This is a genomic window from Sporobacter termitidis DSM 10068, from assembly GCF_900130065.1.
Taxonomy (GTDB): domain Bacteria; phylum Bacillota; class Clostridia; order Oscillospirales; family Oscillospiraceae; genus Sporobacter; species Sporobacter termitidis.
In genome coordinates, this window is sequence record NZ_FQXV01000004.1 from 226,363 (window position 1) to 245,536 (window position 19,174).

Here is a 19,174-nt window from a genome sequence, read left to right on the forward strand (position 1 = left end):
TTCACGGAAGGAAGAGGAGACGTTGGCAGCCGATAAGAATTACCACCACGGCGACCTAAAAGGGGAGCTGATCCGAGAAGGCCTGAAAATTCTTGACACGGAGGGGTACGACGGCCTGTCGCTCCGAAAGGTGGCCAAGGCCTGCAACGTCAGCCAGACGGCGCCGTACCGGCATTTTAAGAGTAAGGATGAGCTGATCGGCGCGATCACGCTGCAGGCGATGCAATTGTTCAACGCGAGCCTCCGGGCGGCGGTGAGCATGTATCCGGGAGACGCGCGGCGGCAGCTCAAGGAAATGGGTGTGGCTTATGTCCGTTTCTTCAGGGAAAATCCCGATTATCTGCGCCTTTTGTTTTTCAGCAATATCAGGGAAAAGCTCGATAAGGCGGTACTGGAGGAATGGGACCGACAGTTCAACGGGGAGTACGGAGACGAGCACCCATACAAGACGTTTTACGAGGCGGTGGCCCGATATAAAAAAGATTGCACGGAGGAAGCAATGACGCAGGACGAGTTGGTGCTCCTCTGCTGGGGGCTCGTCCACGGTCTGTCGGCGCTCCTGACATCGGGGGAGCTGGATGGCGGCGATAAAAGCCTTGCGCTCATAGAAAGTATGATCCGGGGCCGCAATTTCCTGGGCTGATTTAAAACTGAAAACTGACGGTAACTGTCATTCTTCGCTTCGCCGGGAATGACAGTTTTATTATATTTTACGACGGCGAGGATAGCGGATTATAACTCTACTGTAAATACTTGGATGTGCGGCGCTGCGATGAATTGAAAATGCGGTGACATACTATAGGGGAAATAACGGAATATTCATACGCTGGAGTCAAAATATGTTCGATTTTCTATTGAGAAAAGCGGGTTACTGGTTTGCAAAAAAGCAGGAAACCTACAGGAGCAAGGAACCCGACAAGGACGATACGATCTCAAAAAACCTCACCGAGGTACTCAATACGATCAGAAATGAAACCATCGGCAGCAAGGATGTCGTCATCCGCGAAATTTACGTTGGCGGCGATGTGGGCGCCGACGCGGCAATCGTCTATATCGACGGCCTCGTCAGCTCGAAAATCATCAACGACGACGTGATCAAGCCGCTCATGTTCGATACGCGGCTGGACGCGGGGTACGCCAAAAAGGACAACGTGATCACCTACATCGAGAAGTCGCTCATCGCTGTCAACGAGATCGAAGAGGTGGGGAAGCTGTCGGAGGCCCTCAACGGCGCGCTGTCCGGGGATGTGGCGCTGTTTCTGGACGGTATCGGCAGGGCCGTCGTCATAAATTCAAAGGGCTGGGAAAAGCGCAGCATCACCGAGCCCTCCAGCGAGGCCGTTATCCGCGGGCCTCGGGAGAGCTTTATCGAAAACATGCGGACAAACACGGCGCTCATACGCCGCAAGATCAAAAATTCCTCGCTTGTCTTTGAGCAGATGGTCATCGGCCGGAAGACGAAGACAAATGTCAGCATCGCCTATATCAACGGCCTGGCGAAGCCCGAGCTCATCGCCGAGGTCAAAAAACGCATCAAGGGCATCAGCACGGACTCCATCTTGGAGTCGGGATATATAGAGCAGTTTATCGAGGACGCGCCCGGATCGATTTTTGCGACCATCGGGTACACCGAAAAGCCCGACGTCGCCGCCGCCAAAATACTCGAGGGGCGTGTCGCCATTATCGTGGACGGCACGCCGTTTGTCCTCACGGCGCCGTTTGTATTCCTGGAAAGCTTTCAGGCGGCGGAGGATTACTATTTCAGACCGTATTTCGCCACCATGACGAGAATCATCCGAATTATCGGCTATGCGATCACCGTTTTGGCGCCGGCATTTTACGTTGCCGTCACGACGTATCATCAGGAGCTGATACCGACAAGCCTGCTCATTACGTTTGCCAGCGCCCGCGAGGGCGTGCCTTTTCCCGCTTTTGTGGAATCGCTCATCATGATCATCACCTTCGAGATACTCCGTGAGGCCGGCATCCGGCTCCCGCGTCCCGTCGGCCAGGCGCTCAGCATCGTCGGCGCTCTCGTTATCGGCGAATCTGCGGTGTCGGCGGGCCTGATCGGCGCGCCGATGGTTATCGTCGTGGCCATCACGGCGGTTTCAGGCTTCCTTGTGCCGAATCAGAACGATTCAGCAGTCATCATGCGCATCATTTTGCTCATTCTCGCCGCGACCTTCGGCGGCTTCGGGATTACCATGGGGCTGCTCGCCATACTGGTGCATATGTCCGCGCTGGAGTCCTTTGGATATCCGTTCCTCTCGCCGACGGTGCCGTTTGACCTTGAGGACTCCAAGGATGCTGTCGTGCGCGCGCCGCTATGGCTGATGATCAGCCGCCCGAAGGGCATGTCCGAGGACAAGCAGCGCAAAAAATATAAGGTTCCGCCAACAGAGGCGAACAACAACGACAGCGGGGAGGCTTCCAGCTGAACATGAAGCGACTCTGGAGATATGTTCTGAATACTGCGGTGCTCCTGGCCTGCTTATCCTGCCTGACGGGCTGCTTTGACCGGCGCGAGCTGGACACGCTGGGCATTGTGATGGGCGTGGCGATAGACAAGGGCAAGGATGAAGGCGATACGGAGCTGACCGTGCAGATGGCGAACCCTTCGGGTGGAAAATCCGAGTCAAAGGGAAAGGCGTCCAAAGAGGACGGCGGCGGGTCCAGTGGCTCGTCAAGCGCATACATCAATGTTTCCAATGCCGGCAAAAACATGAACTTTGTTGTTCGTGAAATGCAGAATAAAATGAGCCGGCGCATTTACGTGGCCCACAGCGAGGTGCTCGTTATGAGCGAGGAGCTGGCGCGGGCCGGCGTCCGCGACTGCCTTGATTTTTTCGCCAGGGCGGCTGAAGCCCGAATGACGCCCTTTGTTTTTATCTCAAAGGGAAATGCGAAGGATATTCTGGAGATCGAACCGGAATTCGAGCAGCTCCCCAGCATGGAGCTTGCCAAAATGCTGCGGGACCAGAAGGTCACGTCGCATGCGCCAATGACGACGGAATTTGATTTTGTCACCAACCTTATGAGCAAGACGACCTCGGCTGTGGCGCCGATCGTTTCGGTGATCAACGACGGCGGCATAGAGCGGCTTATCGTCTCGGGCTGTGCCGTATTTAAGCAGAGTAAAATGGTCGGCGAGATGGACGAGACGGATACAAGGGGTCTGCTGTTTGTACAGGGAAAGGTCAAGAACGGCGTGTTTCTTGCCGACATTCAGGGCGAAACGGCGACGATCGAGATCAGAGATGGGCAATGCAAGGTAACGCCTATCCTCTACACCGACGGAACGGCTGAATTCAATGTCAGGGAAGAAGTCACGGTCGGGCTGGGCGACCAGAGCGGTACCTACAATCTGGCCGACCCGGAGCATACGCAGGACCTGCTGAACGCGTCGCAGGCTGTTATCAAGAGCGAAATCCAGCAGGCCGTGGATAAATCAAAAGAGCTCGAAGCGGACGTTTTTGGCTTTGGGGAATATATATACCGCAAATATCCGGAGCAGTGGAACCAGATGAAAGACAAATGGGACGAGCTGTATAAAAATATCAAGGTCAACGTCACCGTCGTTGCGAAGGGGGACGGCAGCGGCCGCACCGTCAAACCGATCGCTCCCGATGAGGCCATTCAATGAAAAGTAAAGTAACATCAAAACAACTGATGTATGCCGCGGCCACGTTTATTATCGCAACCAGCCTTGTGACAAAGCCGCTTTATACGTTTATGAAAAATGACGCATGGTTTGCTGTCGTCGCGGGTTTCCTGGTAAACGTCCTACTTTATCTGGTGTACGCTGGCATTGCGCGCAAATTCCCCGGCGAATCGCTCATCGACATCAATGATGCGGTCTACGGCCGGTTTTTCGGAAAAATCGTTTCGGCGCTCTATGTGTTTTTCTTCTTCACACTGGCATGCTTTGATACAAACGTCATCTCGAGCTTTATCAAGGCGCTCGTCCTGCCGAATACGCCTATGGCGCTGATTCTCTTCGTGTTTGTCTTCGTGTGCATCTATGCCGCCAGGCGGGGCCCCGTCAATCTCATGAAATTCAGCGCGCTCTTCGTGTATGCGAGCACGGCGGTTATCATCATCAATTCGCTGCTGCTCCTCAAGGACACCGATCTCAAAAATTTTCAGCCGGCTTTTGAAATGCCGCTGCAGAACTATATTTTCGGTACGTACTCTGTCGCGATGCTGCCTCTGTGCGACCCGTTTGCCCTATTCATGTTTGCGCCGGATATGCGCCACCCGAAGGAATTCGGAAAAGCCATGTTCAAAGGACTGACGCTCGGCGCCGTGGTCCTGCTGTTCATTGTGCTCAGGGACATTACTATCCTGGGGCGGGTCAGCGCGCTGGAAACGTACCCTACTTTTTCCTCCATACAGCAGATCGATGTCGGAGACGTCATAACAAGAATGGATATTATTTATATCTCGATTTTGCTGGCGATGATGTTTTACAAGGTGTCCGCACTGTTTTACGCGAGCGTGAACAGCATCCAGCGGCTGATGAAATTTGACTCTTATCGGTTCCTCACACTTAGCTTTGGAGCGTTGCTGATGATCTATTCCTTAGCGGTATTCGGGTCTGCCGCCGAGCATTCCGAATGGCTCGTCGGCGGCGGCGCCGAATATTTCCAAACGTTTTTCATGGTGCTTCTGCCGCTGCTGACTTTGATCGTGGCGGAATGCCGCGGCTTTCGCAGTGCCAAGGTGCCTGCTGTTAAAAACGAGTCTTAAAGGGGGTAACTGGCTTTTGCAGCACAAGATATCTACGAAACAAATGACGTACGCCGCGGCGGCTTTCATCATTGCGTCCAGCCTGCAAACGCGATTTTTATATCAATATACAAAAAACGAAACATGGATACCGGTCATCATCGGCTTCGTTTTAAGTTTTATCATTATATCCATTTACGGCAGACTGGCCAGGAATCACCCCGGCCTCTCCCTGATTCATATCAACGACGCGGTCTTTGGCAGCGTGCTCGGCAAAATCGTTTCGGCCTTCTATGTTTTCAATTTTCTGATGCTCCTTATTTTAAACACCGAGGACCTGGGCGACTTTGTCAAGGGCTTTATTCTGCAGAGCACGCCTATCACGATCATCTACGTTGTATTTTTGTTTGTCTGTTCTTTCGCCAGCAGGAAGGGTGCCGTCGCCATGACGCGCTACGCCGTTTTATTGACGGTTTTGTATATTGCGGCGGTTGTGATCAACTCATTTTTCCTGATCAACAGAATGCACCTGGAAAATCTGCTGCCCGCTTTTATCCTGCCGGTGAAAAACTATCTGATGAGCGCGCATATTGTCACCATGCTGTCGTACTGCGAAGTCCTGGCATTTCTCATGTTCGCGCCATATATGCAGAAACCGGACGAAATGGGTAAGGCGATGAAGAGGGGATTGATGATCGGTTTCGTCGTCCTTCTGGTGATTATTCTCAGGGATATTATTGTTCTCGGGAATTATACGCTTACAACCTCATCGCCGACATATAACTCGATCCGGCTGATCGATGTGGGAGATATACTCACACGGCTGGAAATCATCTTTGCCGTCGCGCTCATGACCATGCTGTTCTTTAAAGTCAGTATATTGTTTTTCTCGACAGTGTCGAGCTTCGGCCAGATATTTAACATCGAGCAGTACAAGATTTTTATCTATATCTTTTTGGCGCTGGTCGTCGTCTATGCCAACGGTATGTTCACGTCGAGCAGCGAGCATGTCAAATGGACCAACTCCGCCCCGGCCTATTCAACGTTTTTCCTGTTTCTGCTCCCTTTGATCACGCTGATCGTTTCTGAGATCAGGAAAAACGCCAAAAAGAACGCGAATGACGAGCCACTGAAGCTGGACTAGCACCCAAGAAGGAGGGCCCTGCGATGATTTTTTTGATCATCCTCATTTTTATAATAATGGCGCTGGCGGATTTTCCAAAGCTCATCAAGGATAAAAGATGGTATGAGGTGACCATATTGTCCGGTGTATATATTTTCGTGTTCGTGCTGGCGGCGCTCCAGACGTCCGGCGTCACCCTGCCCAGCCCGATCAAGGGACTGCAAAGCTTTATCACAAACGTTTTGCATCTGACGTATCCAAAGCAGTAGGCGCGCCCGGTGTTTGCCGGACGGCGCGGCTGCGCCAAAAAGGAATTGCCCTGTGCCGAAGGGCACGTACGCGTTATCAGCGGCGTACATGACGGCGCCGCGCCTGTTCAGGGCGGGTAAAAACGACGCTGAACCTCCCGGGGTGCCGGACTATATAATGAACTAACCGATCTACGACGAGGGGGTGTCGAAACGGTCAAGTTCATTACGGTCCAAAATTATCTGCAGGCAAAGGCGCTTATCGAACACAGCTATGTCGTGTTTATCGGCGACCCTTTGAGTGACTTGCCGTTATATGCCTGTCTCCTGAAAGACGACACGGTCATATTTGTGGAATATATTTTTCCCAACGCGGCGATTTTGCGTCAGGGGGATTGGGAGAAGTTCGAGAGGCTGTATGCCGTCGCCGATGAGTATGGTATACCGATGTTCTCGATTATGCATGACGGCGCATAGGAGGACAGGCGGCGCTGCGGCCCGCGGGCTTACATAAGACAGCGCAGAGCTATTCTGAAAAAGTGAAAACCTCCGTAACGGCCGGAACCGGCGTTACAGGGGTTTTCTGCGAAGATGATTTATTTTGGCTTTCCGGCGTGGCCGGGAGCAAAGAAAATTTCCAGGCGGTCACCGGATTTTAAATCCTGGAGAAAGGTGCTGTCCGAGCCGTTGACACGGAGGACGATCTCTCCGGTCGGGTTCTCCAGATCGATGCCGGACCACTCCAGCATGTCCATCAGATAATACGGCGAACCGTCGGGTTTGCCGGGGAGGACGACGGGCTTGTTGTTCAAAATGAGCTCGATACCGCCCGCCGGGGAAACGGGGGCGTCAGGCTCGGAAGTTGCCGCCGGCTGCGCGCTCACCGCCGGTTCGCCGGCCGTTTCCGCCGCCGGGGACGGGCGGCCCGGCGCGGGCGCGCCCGATGCCGTTATCACCGCATCGCCGTTTTTCAGCGGGGTATCCAGGGGGACGACGCCGCCGTTGACGGTGGCGGCCTGGTCCGGACTGCCCGCCAGCAGATCCTTCAGTCGGCACTGGGCGGGCTGCCCGTGCACGGCGGGCGTGAAATCAATGCTGTCTCCCGTATATACCACATCCGAGATTTTCGCTTCCCGGCCGTTTAACAGGAGCACGGCGGGGTCGCCGGGCGTGCCGTAAAACACGGTCTGGCTCCCGTTGAGCAGAATGGTCAGCTTTTGTCCTGTCCGGGGCAGCAGGTCCTGATAGGAAAATCCGTTCATCATGAGAATGTCCAGAACGGTCATCGTGCTGTTGCGGAAGAGTCTGGCACGGCTGCCGTTTAAGGTGACGTGAAAGCTTTCGGTGATCATGTTCAGCCCCGCGGAAATCGCGATGCCCAGCGGCGTGGCGTACTCGGGGTCGTTGAGATCGTAAGTATCCGAGAAGGCATATGTCTGAAAGTTGTTTCCGGCAATGGCCACCCGGTTGACATCCACATTCATATAGCTGGCGATGCCGGCGCGGATGCTCGCCAGCTTGCTGCCGCCTCCGGCCAGGAACACGGCCGAGGCGGGGCCGCCGTTGACCTCGCAGATATGCTCGGCGATTTCGCGGCAGAGCGTCGCCGCGGACTCTTCGATGCAGTGCATCATATCGTCCTGCGTGATGGTCTGCTCGATACCGAGAATATCGGTAACGGATACGGACTTCTGCGCGCCGAGCTGCATTTTGACCGATTCCGCGGCGTTGAAATCGAGAAGATAATTCTTCATCAGCGCTTCCGTGATTTCGTCTCCGGCGACGGTGACCATGGTGTAGCCCACAACGCCGCCGTCTCTTGAAACGGCGATATCGGACGTGCCCGCGCCGATATCCACGAGCGCAAGGTTCAGCAGCCGGAGATTTTTCGGGATCACCGCGTTGATGGCGGCAATCGGTTCCAGCGTGAGGCTGGCAACCTCCAGGCCGATTCTGTGCATGGCCGCGTACAGGCTCTCCACTACCTCGCTGGGGAGAAAGGTGGCAATGACGTCCGCCTGAATCTGCCGGGCCTGGTGATCCAGTAAGCTGGAAATGGGGTAATTGTCCATGTAATACTGGACGGCGGTGTGTCCCACCAGATAGAACTGGCGCCGGCTGTCGATGTCCAGCCCGCTGGTGAAGGCGGCTTCCGCCTCGCTGATGGCTCCCGCCTCCAGCTGGCTGATAATTTCCTTATCCAGCCGCTGGGGCTGCGGAAACTCCATTTTGTACGAAGCGCGCTGGGTCCGGAGCGCGCGCCCCGCCGCCGCGACGCAGACCCGTTTCAGCTTAAAGCCGAGCTGTGCCTCCAGCCGGCTTGTAACGGTGCGCGCGACCTTGGCGACCTGCTCGATATCTTCAATCTGGCCGTCGATCATGGAACGCTGCGTGTGTTCTTCTTTTTCCATGGCCATGACCCGGAGCTTTTCGCCTTCCACGGTGCCCGCAATGCCGATAATGCTGCGGGTCCCAATATCAAGAGCAAATATCATGCCTTTCGGTTGTGCTTTCAGCCGCTTTTTGGATGAGTCACTCATGAGCAGACCTCTTTTTCCGATGGACTGTATTTCTATTAAAATTGATTTTATATGAAGCAGGGCGAATATGTAAACAGAAATTTATCAAAAGGACTTTATACGAATGTACACGGTCCTACTGTAAATTATTATCGTAAGAAAGCCGGTGCTGATTAATATTTATCCTGCAATTTGACCGCCACAGAAAGAAACGATGGTTTTCAACAGAAAACCATCGGCAAGGAGATGCATGCAGGTTTTTTGACAAGCTGAGAAAGTTTATTCCATGAGGGAGCGTATTTCCCTGTAATTGGTTATTGCGTTTTTAAAATCGATGAAGATCCTGTTGAATTGTATCGCGGCCATATCCCGGCTGCCCCAGAGCGAGAAGTAGGACAGGAGCGTCATGATTTCGTAAATATAGTCTTTTATAAGCTCATACGGGCAGTCGAACCGCTCGGCAAGCTCCATGCCCAATCTGTCATAAAAGGCGTTGACCTTTTTAAATTGATCCTCTCTGTATTCCTCATAGGCGGGGCTTGATACGGCCTGGTGCAGAAATCGCATCTTCGGGGCATAGTCAAGCCCGATTTTCGTCAGCCTCGGGAATATGTCAAAAGACGATTTGTCAAACTCCTTCAGAGCGTCAAAAAGCGTGCTTTCCAGCTGCATGTATCCATAATTGACACACTCGACAAGAATTTCATTTTTCGAATCGAAATAATAATAAAGGGTATTGGCATTGACATCGGCCGCGGCGCAGAAATCGCGCGTTGTCGTATTTTCAATTCCGTTTTTCACGAAACACTCGTAGCATTTCTCAATGATGTAGTTTTTCTTAATCGTCTGTTTCAAATTGGTAGGCCTCTGACTTTATATATTTCATAATACATATTCATAAATTTAAGCAATCACTTATTTAATAAACTATCACTTAAATTTTCTCATACTCATTTTTCAATTTCAAGAGTGTTTTTAATTTTTATAAAAAGCGCTCATTAAAGTGATAAAAAATATAAGAAATTCACGGATAATTTGTATGTAAAAACGAAAAGCAAAGTGGTATAACAGCGATATAACTAAAAATACCTGAATTATTATTTTGGCATTGACTTTTTTAGCTAAAGAAATATATTATTAAATCATCCGCAAGGTTTTATTTTTTTATTTGTTTTTATTAAGCGAGCGCTAAATACACAAACGAATATTTCGTAGGAAGAATTGTGAGATGGCGTGATTTTTAGGGGAGAGGGTATGAAGATGAGTAAAAAATATGAAAAACTGGTGTTTGGATTTCCTGCCGAGTATAACCAGCTTGTCGCCATGGGAGACGATCCGGGCTTTATTTTATCTCCTCAGGCGTATTTCAGGGGCGCCTCTCAGATACCGGGCTCTAAATATAATGTGGGATTTCAGATATTTGTTAAGCCCTTTTTCATTGACCGGATTCCGCACCGCCACAGTGTGGATGAATATCTGGTGTTCATGGGCGGAACCTTTCCGAATCTGTTTGATTTTGACGCCGAAATTGAGTTTACGATCGGCAAGATCGGTACCGACGCGGAGGTTTTTCATATCACGCAGCCGACGGTCATCCGCATTCCGGCCGGCGTCTATCATTGCCCGCTGAACTTCAAGCGGGTTGACAAGCCGATTTTTTTCCAGGCCGGGCTGATGCAGGATATGTTCAGCAGCACGTATGACACCGAGGACGGCGGGCAAAAGGAGCTTTGGTATAACGGTCCGCTGCCCTGCAAATTAAATCCCGAGAAAAAATGCGACAGCTGCCGCAGCTGTATTGAAAGGGACTGGAAATAAAAGCCGTCAAGCGCGATAGAAATATCAGAAAGGACTTGAATTAATGTACGAAAAACTCGTGTTCCCTTTTCCTCAGGAAAACAATGAGGTCGTGGCCGAAGGTGACGATCCCGGTTTTGTCATCAAGCCCCAGGCGTATTTTCGAGGAGCGTCACAGATTCCGGGGGCGGGATTCAATGTCGGTTTTCAGATTTTCGTCAAACCCTTTTTTCTTGACCGTGTGCCTCACCGCCACAAAGAGGATGAATATCTTGTGTTTTTAGGCGGCTTATTTCCGAATGTTTTTGATTTTGACGCCGATATTGAATTCACGCTCGGTCAGGTCGGCACTGACGCGGAGGTTTTCCATATCGCGAAGCCGACGATCATCCGCGTTCCCGCCGGCGTCTATCATTGTCCACTGAACTTCAAGCGGGTCGACAAGCCGGTATTTTTCCAGGCGGCGCTTATGGAGCCTATGTTCGGCGGGCTATACGATACGCCCGACGGTGTTAAAGAAATGCGGTACAACGGCCCTGTTCCCTGTAAGTATACTTCATCAAAGAAGTGTGATTCCTGCGGCAAGTGCCTTGAGGAAGATTGGAGAAGTTAAACTCATCATCAATCCTGAACAGAGGTAGGCGTAAAGATGGCAAGATACATAGCAAAGCGGCTGCTGATGCTGATACCCGTCTTGTTGGGCATCTCATTGGTTGTGCTGATTTTAATCAACATCACACCCGGCGACCCCGCCAGAATGATGCTCGGTACGCAGGCGACGGAAGAGAAGGTGCAGGAGGTTCGCGAGGAATTGGGGCTGAACGATCCGCTGCCGGTACGTTACGGCCGTTTTATTTGGGACGTGCTGCACGGCGACTTCGGCACCTCGTATATGACGGGGCGCCCCGTATTTGACGAGATGATGCAGCGCTTTCCGTATACGCTGCTGCTCGTGTCGATCAGCCTCGGGATTTCCATAATTCTCGGAATTCCGCTTGGCGTTTTCGCGGCGACGCACCAGTACACGTGGAAGGACAACGCGGCAATATTCATTTCGCTGTTCTGCGTTTCGATGCCCAGCTTCTGGTTCGCGCTGCTGCTCATACGATGGTTCGGCGTCAATTTGAGGTGGCTGCCGATCTCCGGAATAGCCAGCTGGAAGGGGTGGGTTTTGCCGTGCGTTTCGATGGCGCTCGGTCTTATCGCGAGTATAGCGAGGCAAACGCGGTCCAACCTTCTGGAAGTCATACGGCAGGATTACATTACAACGGCGCGGGCAAAAGGACTTTCGGAGGGCAAGGTGATCTACCGCCACGCGCTTAAAAATGCGATGATACCGGTCATCATGGTTATCGGCGGCATATTCGGCTCCCTCCTGGGCGGCGCCATGATCTCCGAGGTCATCTTCTCGATACCGGGACTGGGCCAGTACACGATGACGGGGCTTTTCAACCGGGATTATCCCGTTATTCAGGGCAGCGTCCTGATACTGTCGACGCTGTTTGCGATTGTCATTCTCATCGTCGACGCGATATTCGCGCTGGTAGATCCTCGAATTCGTTCGCAGTACAGCGGAAAGGGAAAAAGAAAGGCGGGTAAGCGATTTGAAAAAGAAACGCAAGCAGTCGAGACTGTATGACGTTTGGCGTCAGTTGAAAAAGAACAAGCTCGCTGTCGTCGCCCTTGTCGTACTTGTTCTGCTTGTTCTGATAGCGATATTAGGGCCTTACATAGCGCCTCACCCCTACGAACAGCAGAACGCCAAGCAGGCTTACGCCGATTCGAGCGCCGAGCATCTGCTCGGCACGGATAAGCTCGGGCGCGACATATTGAGCAGGCTTATCGTCGGCACGCGGCAGTCGCTTGAAATGGGCGTCATTGCGGTCGCTATCGCGGCTGTCATCGGGATGACGATCGGCGCAATAGCGGGATTTTACGGTAAATGGGTCGACAACCTGTGTATGCGTCTTTTAGATATTTATCAGGCGATACCGATGTTTCTCCTGTGTATTACGCTGGCGGCGATTCTGGGCCCAAGCCTCCAAAACGCGATCATCGCACTCGGTATCGGCACGGTGCCCGGCTACGCGCGGTTGATGCGGGCGTCGGTCCTGACCGTACGCGAAAAGGAATACGTCGAGGCGGCGAGAGCCATCAATGCCGGAGACGCCCGCATCATACTCAAGCATATTGTGCCCAACGCGATGGCGCCGCTTATCGTTGAAATCACAATGGGCGTCGGCGCCTGTATCCTGGCGGGCTCCGCGCTCAGCTTTATCGGACTCGGCGTGCAGCCGCCGACGCCCGAGTGGGGCGCGATGATTTCAGAGGCGCGGAACGTCATGCGCGAGCATCCGACGCTGGCGCTGTACCCCGGTATCTGCGTTATGATCAGCGTTCTCGCCTGCAATCTGCTTGGAGACGGGCTGCGGGACGCGCTGGACCCGCGCCTTAAAAATTGAGGTAAACAAATGACTGATAACTTACTTGAAATACACAATCTCGCGGTCGAATACCATACCGACGACGCCGTCATTTATGCCGTTAACAATATAAACCTGACGATTAAGCAAGGCGAAACGATCGGCCTCGTGGGCGAGACAGGCGCGGGAAAAACGACAATCGCAAAAAGCGCTCTCCGCATACTGCCGACGCCTCCGGCAAGGCTCGTCTCGGGGGAAATACTCTACAAGAGCAACGACCTGCTGCGGCTCTCGGAGAAAGAAATGAGAAAAATCCGCGGAAACAAGATCGCGATGATTTTCCAGGACCCGATGACCGCGCTCAACCCCATCGAGACGGTCGGCTTTCAAATCGCGGAGACAATCAAGCTGCACAACAGGATTTCGCGTGTGGAGGCTGAACGCCGCGCGTGCGATATGCTTGAAATGGTCGGTATACCAATGGAGCGCTTCAGCGACTTCCCGCACCAGTTTTCCGGAGGAATGAAGCAGCGCGTCGTCATCGCTATGGCGCTGGCCTGCAATCCGGAGCTGCTCCTGGCCGACGAGCCGACGACGGCGCTTGACGTCACGATTCAGGCGCAGGTGCTCGAAATGATGCAGTCGCTGAAGGAGCGGCTCGGCACGTCCGTCATGCTGATTACGCATGACCTCGGCGTCGTCGCTGATTTCTGTGATTCCGTCGCCGTCGTATACGCCGGTGAAATCGTGGAGCGCGGCACCGTCGAGCACATCTTTGACTTTGCCGCGCACCCATATACGATCGGCCTGTTCGGCTCTCTGCCGAGGCTCGACTCCAAGTCGCGGCGGCTTAAACCGATCAAGGGGCTGATGCCCGACCCGACGAATCTGCCGAAAGGCTGCCGATTCTGCGACCGCTGCCCCGAAGCAACCGCGCAGTGCGCCGAAGCTGCGCCCGAAGAAATCGAGATCGCGCCCGGGCATATTGTAAAATGTATATTAGCGAGGGTTAAGTGATATGGCGGCATTACTCGAAGTCCACGACCTGATGAAATACTTCAAAACCCCGGGCGGCATGCTTCATGCCGTGGACGGCATAAATTTTACGCTGAACGAGGGTAAAACGCTCGGCGTCGTCGGTGAGTCCGGCTGCGGAAAATCAACGCTCGGCCGCACGATATTGCATCTGCTCGACGCGACGGGCGGGCAGGTGTTATTCGAGGGCAGGGACATAACGAATCCCAATAAGAGCGAGCTGCACCGTATGCGCGAGGATATGCAGATCATCTTCCAGGACCCGTTTTCGTCCCTCGACCCGCGCATGTCGGTGTGCGAAGCCATTATGGAGCCGCTTATTCTGCGCGGCGGCATGTCCAGGGCGGATATGCTTGCCGAAACACGGCAGCTGATGGACACGGTCGGCATTGCGGCCCGGTTTGAAAATTCGTATCCCCACGAGCTTGACGGCGGACGGCGTCAGCGTATCGGTATCGCCCGGGCGCTTTCGCTGAAACCGAAGTTTATCGTTTGTGACGAGCCCGTATCGGCGCTTGACGTTTCCATTCAGGCACAGATCATCAATCTGATGCTCGACTTGCAGGAAGAGCGCGGCCTTGCGTACATGTTCGTCACCCATGACCTCTCTGTTGTCAAGTACATATCGGATGACATCATGGTGATGTACCTCGGGCAAATGGTTGAAAAAGCGCCCGCGGAGGAGCTGTTTCGCAATACGCTTCATCCGTACACCAAGGCTCTGCTGTCGGCGATCCCGATTCCCAGTATCCATGACAAGAAAAAACGCATCCTTTTGCAGGGCGAAATCACATCGCCGATCAATCCGAAGCCCGGATGCCGGTTCATGGCGCGGTGTCAGTACGCGACGGGCGAATGTGCCTGTCAGCAAACGCTCGTGGAATGCTCACCCGGGCACTTTGTCGGGTGCTGCAGATATGAGGCTGTTAAATATGAGGCTATTAATAATATGGAGGAATCAAAATGAAAAAGGCTGCAAAGAAACTGCTCGCACTGTTACTCGCCTGCGTTATCATTTCCTCGCTCGCGGCGTGCGGCAACAGTGAAACCGTCGGCGCGGGCAGTCCCGCCCCCGGTACCGGCACGTCCGGCCCCGCAAGAGATACCCTCAACATCGCCGTATCGCTTGACAGCGGTACGCTCGATCCGCTCGGCGTCACGGGAGCGGGCGGATTCCTGAACGTCGTGCATACCTATATGGAGCCGCTGCTCGACAACAAATCTGATGGTTCGCGCGTCTGGATTCTCGCCACCGGCATCGATCGCATCAGCGACATTGAGTACACGATGCACCTGCGTGAGGGCGTAAAATTTTCCAACGGCAATCCGTTTAACGCTGACGACGTCATGTACACAATGAAGCTCAACCATGATGACCCGCAGTTTTTCCTGAATGTTAAGGCCATCGATTTTGACAAGACAAAGAAAATCGACGATTATACGATCGATCTTTGGTATACGACCTATAATGCCGCGCAGGAAGTCGGGTTCAGCCAGATGCCAATCCTTGACGCCGAGTCCTACAATTCGGATACGGCGTCGCTCCACCCGATAGGAACCGGCCCGTATGTGGTGACGGATTACATTGTCAACAGCCACGTGACAGTGAAGGCCCGGGATGACTATTGGGGCACTGCGCCCACCATCAAGACAATCAATTTCAAAACCCTGAACGAGGACGAGCAGCGGGTAAACGCCCTTGAAACGGGCGACGTCGATATGGCGGCGATTCCCATTAAGGATGCCGATTATGTCAAATCTCTCGGGAATTACGAAGTTGCTCCTTTCAATGCCGGTGTGGCGCAGACTGTGTTCTTCAATATGACGCCGGATGGAGCGCTCGGTACAAAGGAAGCCCGCTATGCCGTCTCCTATGCCATCGACCGCGAGGCTGTTGTGGACGTCGTTTACAGCGGCCAGTCCAAGGTTCTCAATTGGCCGATCTCGGATACCTGCATTGACAAGGAGTCCCGGTTTGACAATATGAGTGATCTCTATACAACCGGATATAGCCCCGACAAGGCGAAACAATTGGCCGAGCAGACCGGCCTCACGGGTAAAACGCTCCGCATTATTACAAACGGCGCGGCGCCGAATGTTACGACAGCGGAAATCATACAGGGCAATCTCCAGGATATCGGCGTCAAAGCGGACATTATCAACTACGATCAGGCCACGTATTTTTCGGTGTTGATGGACGCAAGCAGGTTCGATGTCGCGGTCTTCCAGCCGTCGGCTCCGAGTGTTATGGCGGCGGACATCTTAGGTATGTACCTGTCCCTCATCCCGCTGGGCTGGACGGGTCCTGAGCACGATCAGTATATGGCGCTCGGCGCGCAGTGCCTCGCCACATACGACACGAAAGTACGCGGTGATTTGATTTATGATATGCTGAAGATTTTTGTGGATCAGGACCCGTGGTACGGCATATGCGAAGGGCCGGCCATGAACGCGTACTCCAAAGATCTCAAGGGCGTCGAATATATGCTGGGCGGAAACATGAATTATCAGAGCATGTCATTCTAAAAGACATCAGTTTGCCTCGAGGCTCATAGATGTATGACGAAGCCGCTCCTCTATTCAGCAGGTTGCTGCTTGCATAGAGGAGCGGTTTTTGCGGATATCGGCCCGCAGGAATCAGAATAACCAATAAAGGAGAGTAAATAATGCAGGAAAAGTATGAAAAGCTGTTTTATGAATTCGTACCGCAGGAAACAAGCTGGGGCGACTGGTGTCATTCACCGCAGGCGTATTTCCGGGGCGAAAAGGATTTGCCCGGCGCCGCCATGAACGTCGGCTTTCAGGTGTTCAAGGCCCCGGTGCTTTTAGAGCGCGAGCCGCACTTCCACAGAGAGGACGAGTATCTTGTGTTTCTCGGCGCGAAGCTGCCCGACGTGTTTTCCTCCTTTGACGCGGAGGTGCACTTCTTCATGGGCAAAACGCTTGAGACGATGGAGAAAATCGTTATCACGGAGCCGACGATCATAAAGCTCCCGAAAGGCTGGTGGCACAGCCCGCTGAATTTCGTGCGCATTGACAAGCCCCTGCTGTTCCAGGCTGTTATGCTTTCGGGCAAGGAGGGGAGCGTCAAGCTCGTCGAGCGTGAAAACGGCGAGCGGCAGTATATCTTCACGGGGGACGAAACGCGCCTTTGCATTTTCGATTCTCATAAAAGCTGCAACTACTGCGGTTATTGCTTCTCGCATCCCGACGAGCGGCCGAAGCTGCCGTATTCATATGTGAAATGGACCGTTGTCAACGAAGACGGCATAGAAGCCTATACGGACACCGGCGCCTATGACGCCGCAAAGGCGCCTGCGTCGCCTGATTGCGTCATTACCCCCGAGTATAAGTCGAAACCCTATTCGGACGCGACAAAACTGAAAGCCAAAAAGCCCCCGCTCTCGCCGGAGACCGCCAAGTGTATTCTTGCGCTTCCGAAGGAAGAGACGCGATGGGGCGCCTGGTGCCCGTCGCCGCAGGCGTACTTCCGCGGCGAAACGTATATGGAGGACGCGACGTACCACGTCGGCTGGCAGGTTTTCGCGGGTCCGAACGACATGGAGGATACGCATATACATCAGGGCGTTGAGGAGTATATTTTCTTTATGGGCGCCGACCCGATGAACATTTTCGATTTCGACTGCGAGATTGAAATGTTCTTCGGAGACGATCCCGATCATCTGGAAAGCAAAATCATCACCAAACCGACGGTTGTGCGGATTCCCGCAAACGTCTGGCACTGCCCGATAAAGTTCCGCAAGATGAACAAGCCGCTCGTATTCCAGGCGGCCTTTTTGTCCGGCACCTGGGGGACGATCACGCAGGCGCCGGACGATAACAAGCCTGAAATTCCGCCGGAGGTGCTTGAGAAAATGCCCTTCGCCAGGATGCATACATATAATTATATGGGTGACAACGTGCGCTTTTGTAAATACAACGCCAAAAAACGCTGCAACATCTGCGGCGCGTGCTTCCCGAGCCCCGAGGATTACCTGCAGGAATAACAGTGCCCACGTTGGGGCAGACAGCTGTCAAAAAGCAATAAAAAGTCTTGGAACCGTATGATTCCAAGACTTTTTTGAGAAGTTAGGTGAAAAAAGATGCCGGCCCCTCCTGCTTTAGCCACGCCTATGCATTCCGTTTTCCGCTTGCGAAGTGCTGCTTTTCAAATATCCGGCTAATATTTTAAACGAGTCCTACATTGACCATAATGAATATAAAGAACAAGAGGTGAATAAGTTTGGTCTACTTAATCATCACGGTCCGAATTATTTCTGTTATGGTACTGTTTCTGTTTTTGATTTTGAAAACAGGCAGACGCAAGATCGCCGAGCTTCCTGTTTATGACTTTTTATCGATTATCGTCATTGGAAGCGTCATCGGCGCAGACATTGCGGAGCCAAATATTCCTCATCTTCCCACATTGTTTGCGGTGATACTTATCGTCACTCTGCAATATCTGGTAAGTTGTCTATTGATAAACAACAAAAAAATTGCGCGTAAAATCACTTTCGGCCCCACTGTCATTATCCAGAACGGCCAGTTTATCAAGTCAAACATGAAAAGGCTGAAATACTCTATAGAAAATGTGTTAATGGCATTGAGGGAAAAGGATATATTCGACTTGAATGAGGTTGAGTACGCTATTGTAGAGGGCAGCGGCAATATCAGCGTTCTCAAAAGGTCTCAGTTTCTACCGTTGACTCTTGCAGATATGAAGCTTAAGCCTGATACAAAAGGCCTATCCGTTCCCCTTATTATTGACGGAAAGGTTCATGACAGCAATCTTCAGCAACTTCAGCGTGACAGATCCTGGCTCGCTTCACAATTAGATCAGGCCGGCATCCATGATTTTAGTGAGGTATTTTACGCGGATTGCAATATGGAAGGCAGATTGTATATCTCAAAAATATTACAGGCAAAAAACTTTAATGATGACTTCACTTTGTAGTATCGCGTAAACCGCAAAAAACATAAGCAAAAGGACCAAACTTCAAGTTCGGTCCTTTTGCTTCATTGATTGGCGGAGAAGGAGGGATTTGAACCCTCGCAACGCTCATCACGTTCTACTCCCTTAGCAGGGGAGCCCCTTCGGCCTCTTGGGTACTTCTCCAAGGCAAATTTATCGAATCTATTCGAATTAAGCGGAAAATTTGGCGGAGAGAGTGGGATTCGAACCCACGGTACGTTGCCGTACGACGGTTTTCAAGACCGCTCCGTTATGACCGCTTCGGTATCTCTCCGTATCTCATCCAGACGCTAGAGTATATTAACATAAAACGACAGCCTTGTCAA

General features: G+C 52.5%; 17 protein-coding genes and 2 tRNA genes. 15 read left to right on the forward strand and 4 right to left on the reverse strand.

Annotated elements, in window-relative coordinates; translation table 11 throughout:
* Positions 1–22: 22 nt before the first annotated feature.
* The 6 genes from BUB60_RS07935 to BUB60_RS07960 all read left to right on the forward strand — a co-directional run bounded on the left by BUB60_RS07935 (position 23) and on the right by BUB60_RS07960 (position 6,123).
* Positions 23–643 (forward strand): TetR/AcrR family transcriptional regulator, encoded by a 621-nt coding sequence (locus BUB60_RS07935; RefSeq protein ID WP_073077477.1) that lies wholly within the window; start codon positions 23–25, stop codon positions 641–643.
* Positions 644–839: 196 nt separating this feature from the next.
* Positions 840–2,441, forward strand: a complete 1,602-nt coding sequence (locus BUB60_RS07940; protein ID WP_073077480.1) for a spore germination protein — start codon at positions 840–842, stop codon at positions 2,439–2,441.
* A 2-nt stretch (positions 2,442–2,443) separates the two neighbouring features.
* Positions 2,444–3,646, forward strand: coding sequence for a Ger(x)C family spore germination protein (locus BUB60_RS07945; RefSeq protein WP_073077483.1), 1,203 nt, complete (start codon positions 2,444–2,446; stop codon positions 3,644–3,646).
* The gene (locus tag BUB60_RS07950) at positions 3,643–4,752 is read left to right on the forward strand and encodes a GerAB/ArcD/ProY family transporter (protein WP_073077485.1); all 1,110 of its coding nucleotides are present in this window, start codon (positions 3,643–3,645) and stop codon (positions 4,750–4,752) included. Before BUB60_RS07945 ends, BUB60_RS07950 begins: the two co-directional genes overlap by 4 nt.
* A gap of 16 nt (positions 4,753–4,768) precedes the next feature.
* Positions 4,769–5,875, forward strand: a complete 1,107-nt coding sequence (locus BUB60_RS07955) for a GerAB/ArcD/ProY family transporter (RefSeq protein ID WP_073077499.1) — start codon at positions 4,769–4,771, stop codon at positions 5,873–5,875.
* Positions 5,876–5,898: 23 nt separating this feature from the next.
* Positions 5,899–6,123: a hypothetical protein gene (locus BUB60_RS07960; protein ID WP_073077501.1), complete on the forward strand. Its 225-nt coding sequence runs from the start codon at positions 5,899–5,901 to the stop codon at positions 6,121–6,123.
* A 575-nt stretch (positions 6,124–6,698) separates the two neighbouring features.
* On the opposite strand, the gene BUB60_RS07970 is transcribed toward BUB60_RS07960, so the two are convergent.
* Positions 6,699–8,642 carry a cell division protein FtsA gene (locus BUB60_RS07970; protein WP_073077506.1) on the reverse strand — a complete coding sequence of 648 codons (1,944 nt, stop codon included), beginning with the start codon at positions 8,640–8,642 and terminating at the stop codon, positions 6,699–6,701.
* Positions 8,643–8,900: 258 nt separating this feature from the next.
* Positions 8,901–9,476, reverse strand: coding sequence for a TetR/AcrR family transcriptional regulator (locus BUB60_RS07975; RefSeq protein WP_073077508.1), 576 nt, complete (start codon positions 9,474–9,476; stop codon positions 8,901–8,903).
* A 399-nt stretch (positions 9,477–9,875) separates the two neighbouring features.
* Here BUB60_RS07975 and BUB60_RS07980 point away from each other — a divergent pair, with 399 nt between their 5' ends.
* From BUB60_RS07980 to BUB60_RS08020, 9 genes are all read left to right on the forward strand, one after another.
* Complete coding sequence (locus BUB60_RS07980; protein WP_073077511.1) at positions 9,876–10,439, forward strand: hypothetical protein; 564 nt, start codon at positions 9,876–9,878, stop codon at positions 10,437–10,439.
* 43 nt (positions 10,440–10,482) lie between these two features.
* Complete coding sequence (locus tag BUB60_RS07985) at positions 10,483–11,031, forward strand: hypothetical protein (protein WP_073077514.1); 549 nt, start codon at positions 10,483–10,485, stop codon at positions 11,029–11,031.
* A 36-nt stretch (positions 11,032–11,067) separates the two neighbouring features.
* Positions 11,068–12,057 (forward strand): ABC transporter permease, encoded by a 990-nt coding sequence (locus tag BUB60_RS07990; protein WP_073077516.1) that lies wholly within the window; start codon positions 11,068–11,070, stop codon positions 12,055–12,057.
* A complete protein-coding gene (locus BUB60_RS07995) occupies positions 12,023–12,880 on the forward strand; it encodes an ABC transporter permease (protein ID WP_200796613.1) in 858 nt (285 codons plus the stop codon). Before BUB60_RS07990 ends, BUB60_RS07995 begins: the two co-directional genes overlap by 35 nt.
* A gap of 9 nt (positions 12,881–12,889) precedes the next feature.
* On the forward strand, positions 12,890–13,858 hold the full coding sequence (locus BUB60_RS08000) for an ABC transporter ATP-binding protein (protein ID WP_073077518.1): 969 nt from the start codon (positions 12,890–12,892) through the stop codon (positions 13,856–13,858).
* A 1-nt stretch (position 13,859) separates the two neighbouring features.
* A complete protein-coding gene (locus tag BUB60_RS08005) occupies positions 13,860–14,843 on the forward strand; it encodes an ABC transporter ATP-binding protein (protein WP_073077519.1) in 984 nt (327 codons plus the stop codon).
* Positions 14,840–16,402, forward strand: coding sequence for an ABC transporter substrate-binding protein (locus BUB60_RS08010; RefSeq protein ID WP_073077520.1), 1,563 nt, complete (start codon positions 14,840–14,842; stop codon positions 16,400–16,402). The genes BUB60_RS08005 and BUB60_RS08010 overlap by 4 nt, the downstream gene beginning before the upstream one ends.
* A 140-nt stretch (positions 16,403–16,542) precedes the next feature.
* Positions 16,543–17,883, forward strand: a complete 1,341-nt coding sequence (locus BUB60_RS08015; RefSeq protein WP_073077521.1) for a hypothetical protein — start codon at positions 16,543–16,545, stop codon at positions 17,881–17,883.
* Between the two features lie 236 nt (positions 17,884–18,119).
* The gene (locus tag BUB60_RS08020) at positions 18,120–18,830 is read left to right on the forward strand and encodes a DUF421 domain-containing protein (RefSeq protein ID WP_073077522.1); all 711 of its coding nucleotides are present in this window, start codon (positions 18,120–18,122) and stop codon (positions 18,828–18,830) included.
* A gap of 70 nt (positions 18,831–18,900) precedes the next feature.
* Here BUB60_RS08020 and BUB60_RS08025 read toward each other — a convergent pair.
* Both BUB60_RS08025 and BUB60_RS08030 read right to left on the reverse strand, forming a co-directional pair.
* Positions 18,901–18,992: transfer RNA gene (locus BUB60_RS08025), tRNA-Ser, on the reverse strand.
* Between the two features lie 41 nt (positions 18,993–19,033).
* Positions 19,034–19,122, reverse strand: a tRNA-Ser gene (locus BUB60_RS08030).
* Positions 19,123–19,174 lie beyond the last annotated feature (52 nt).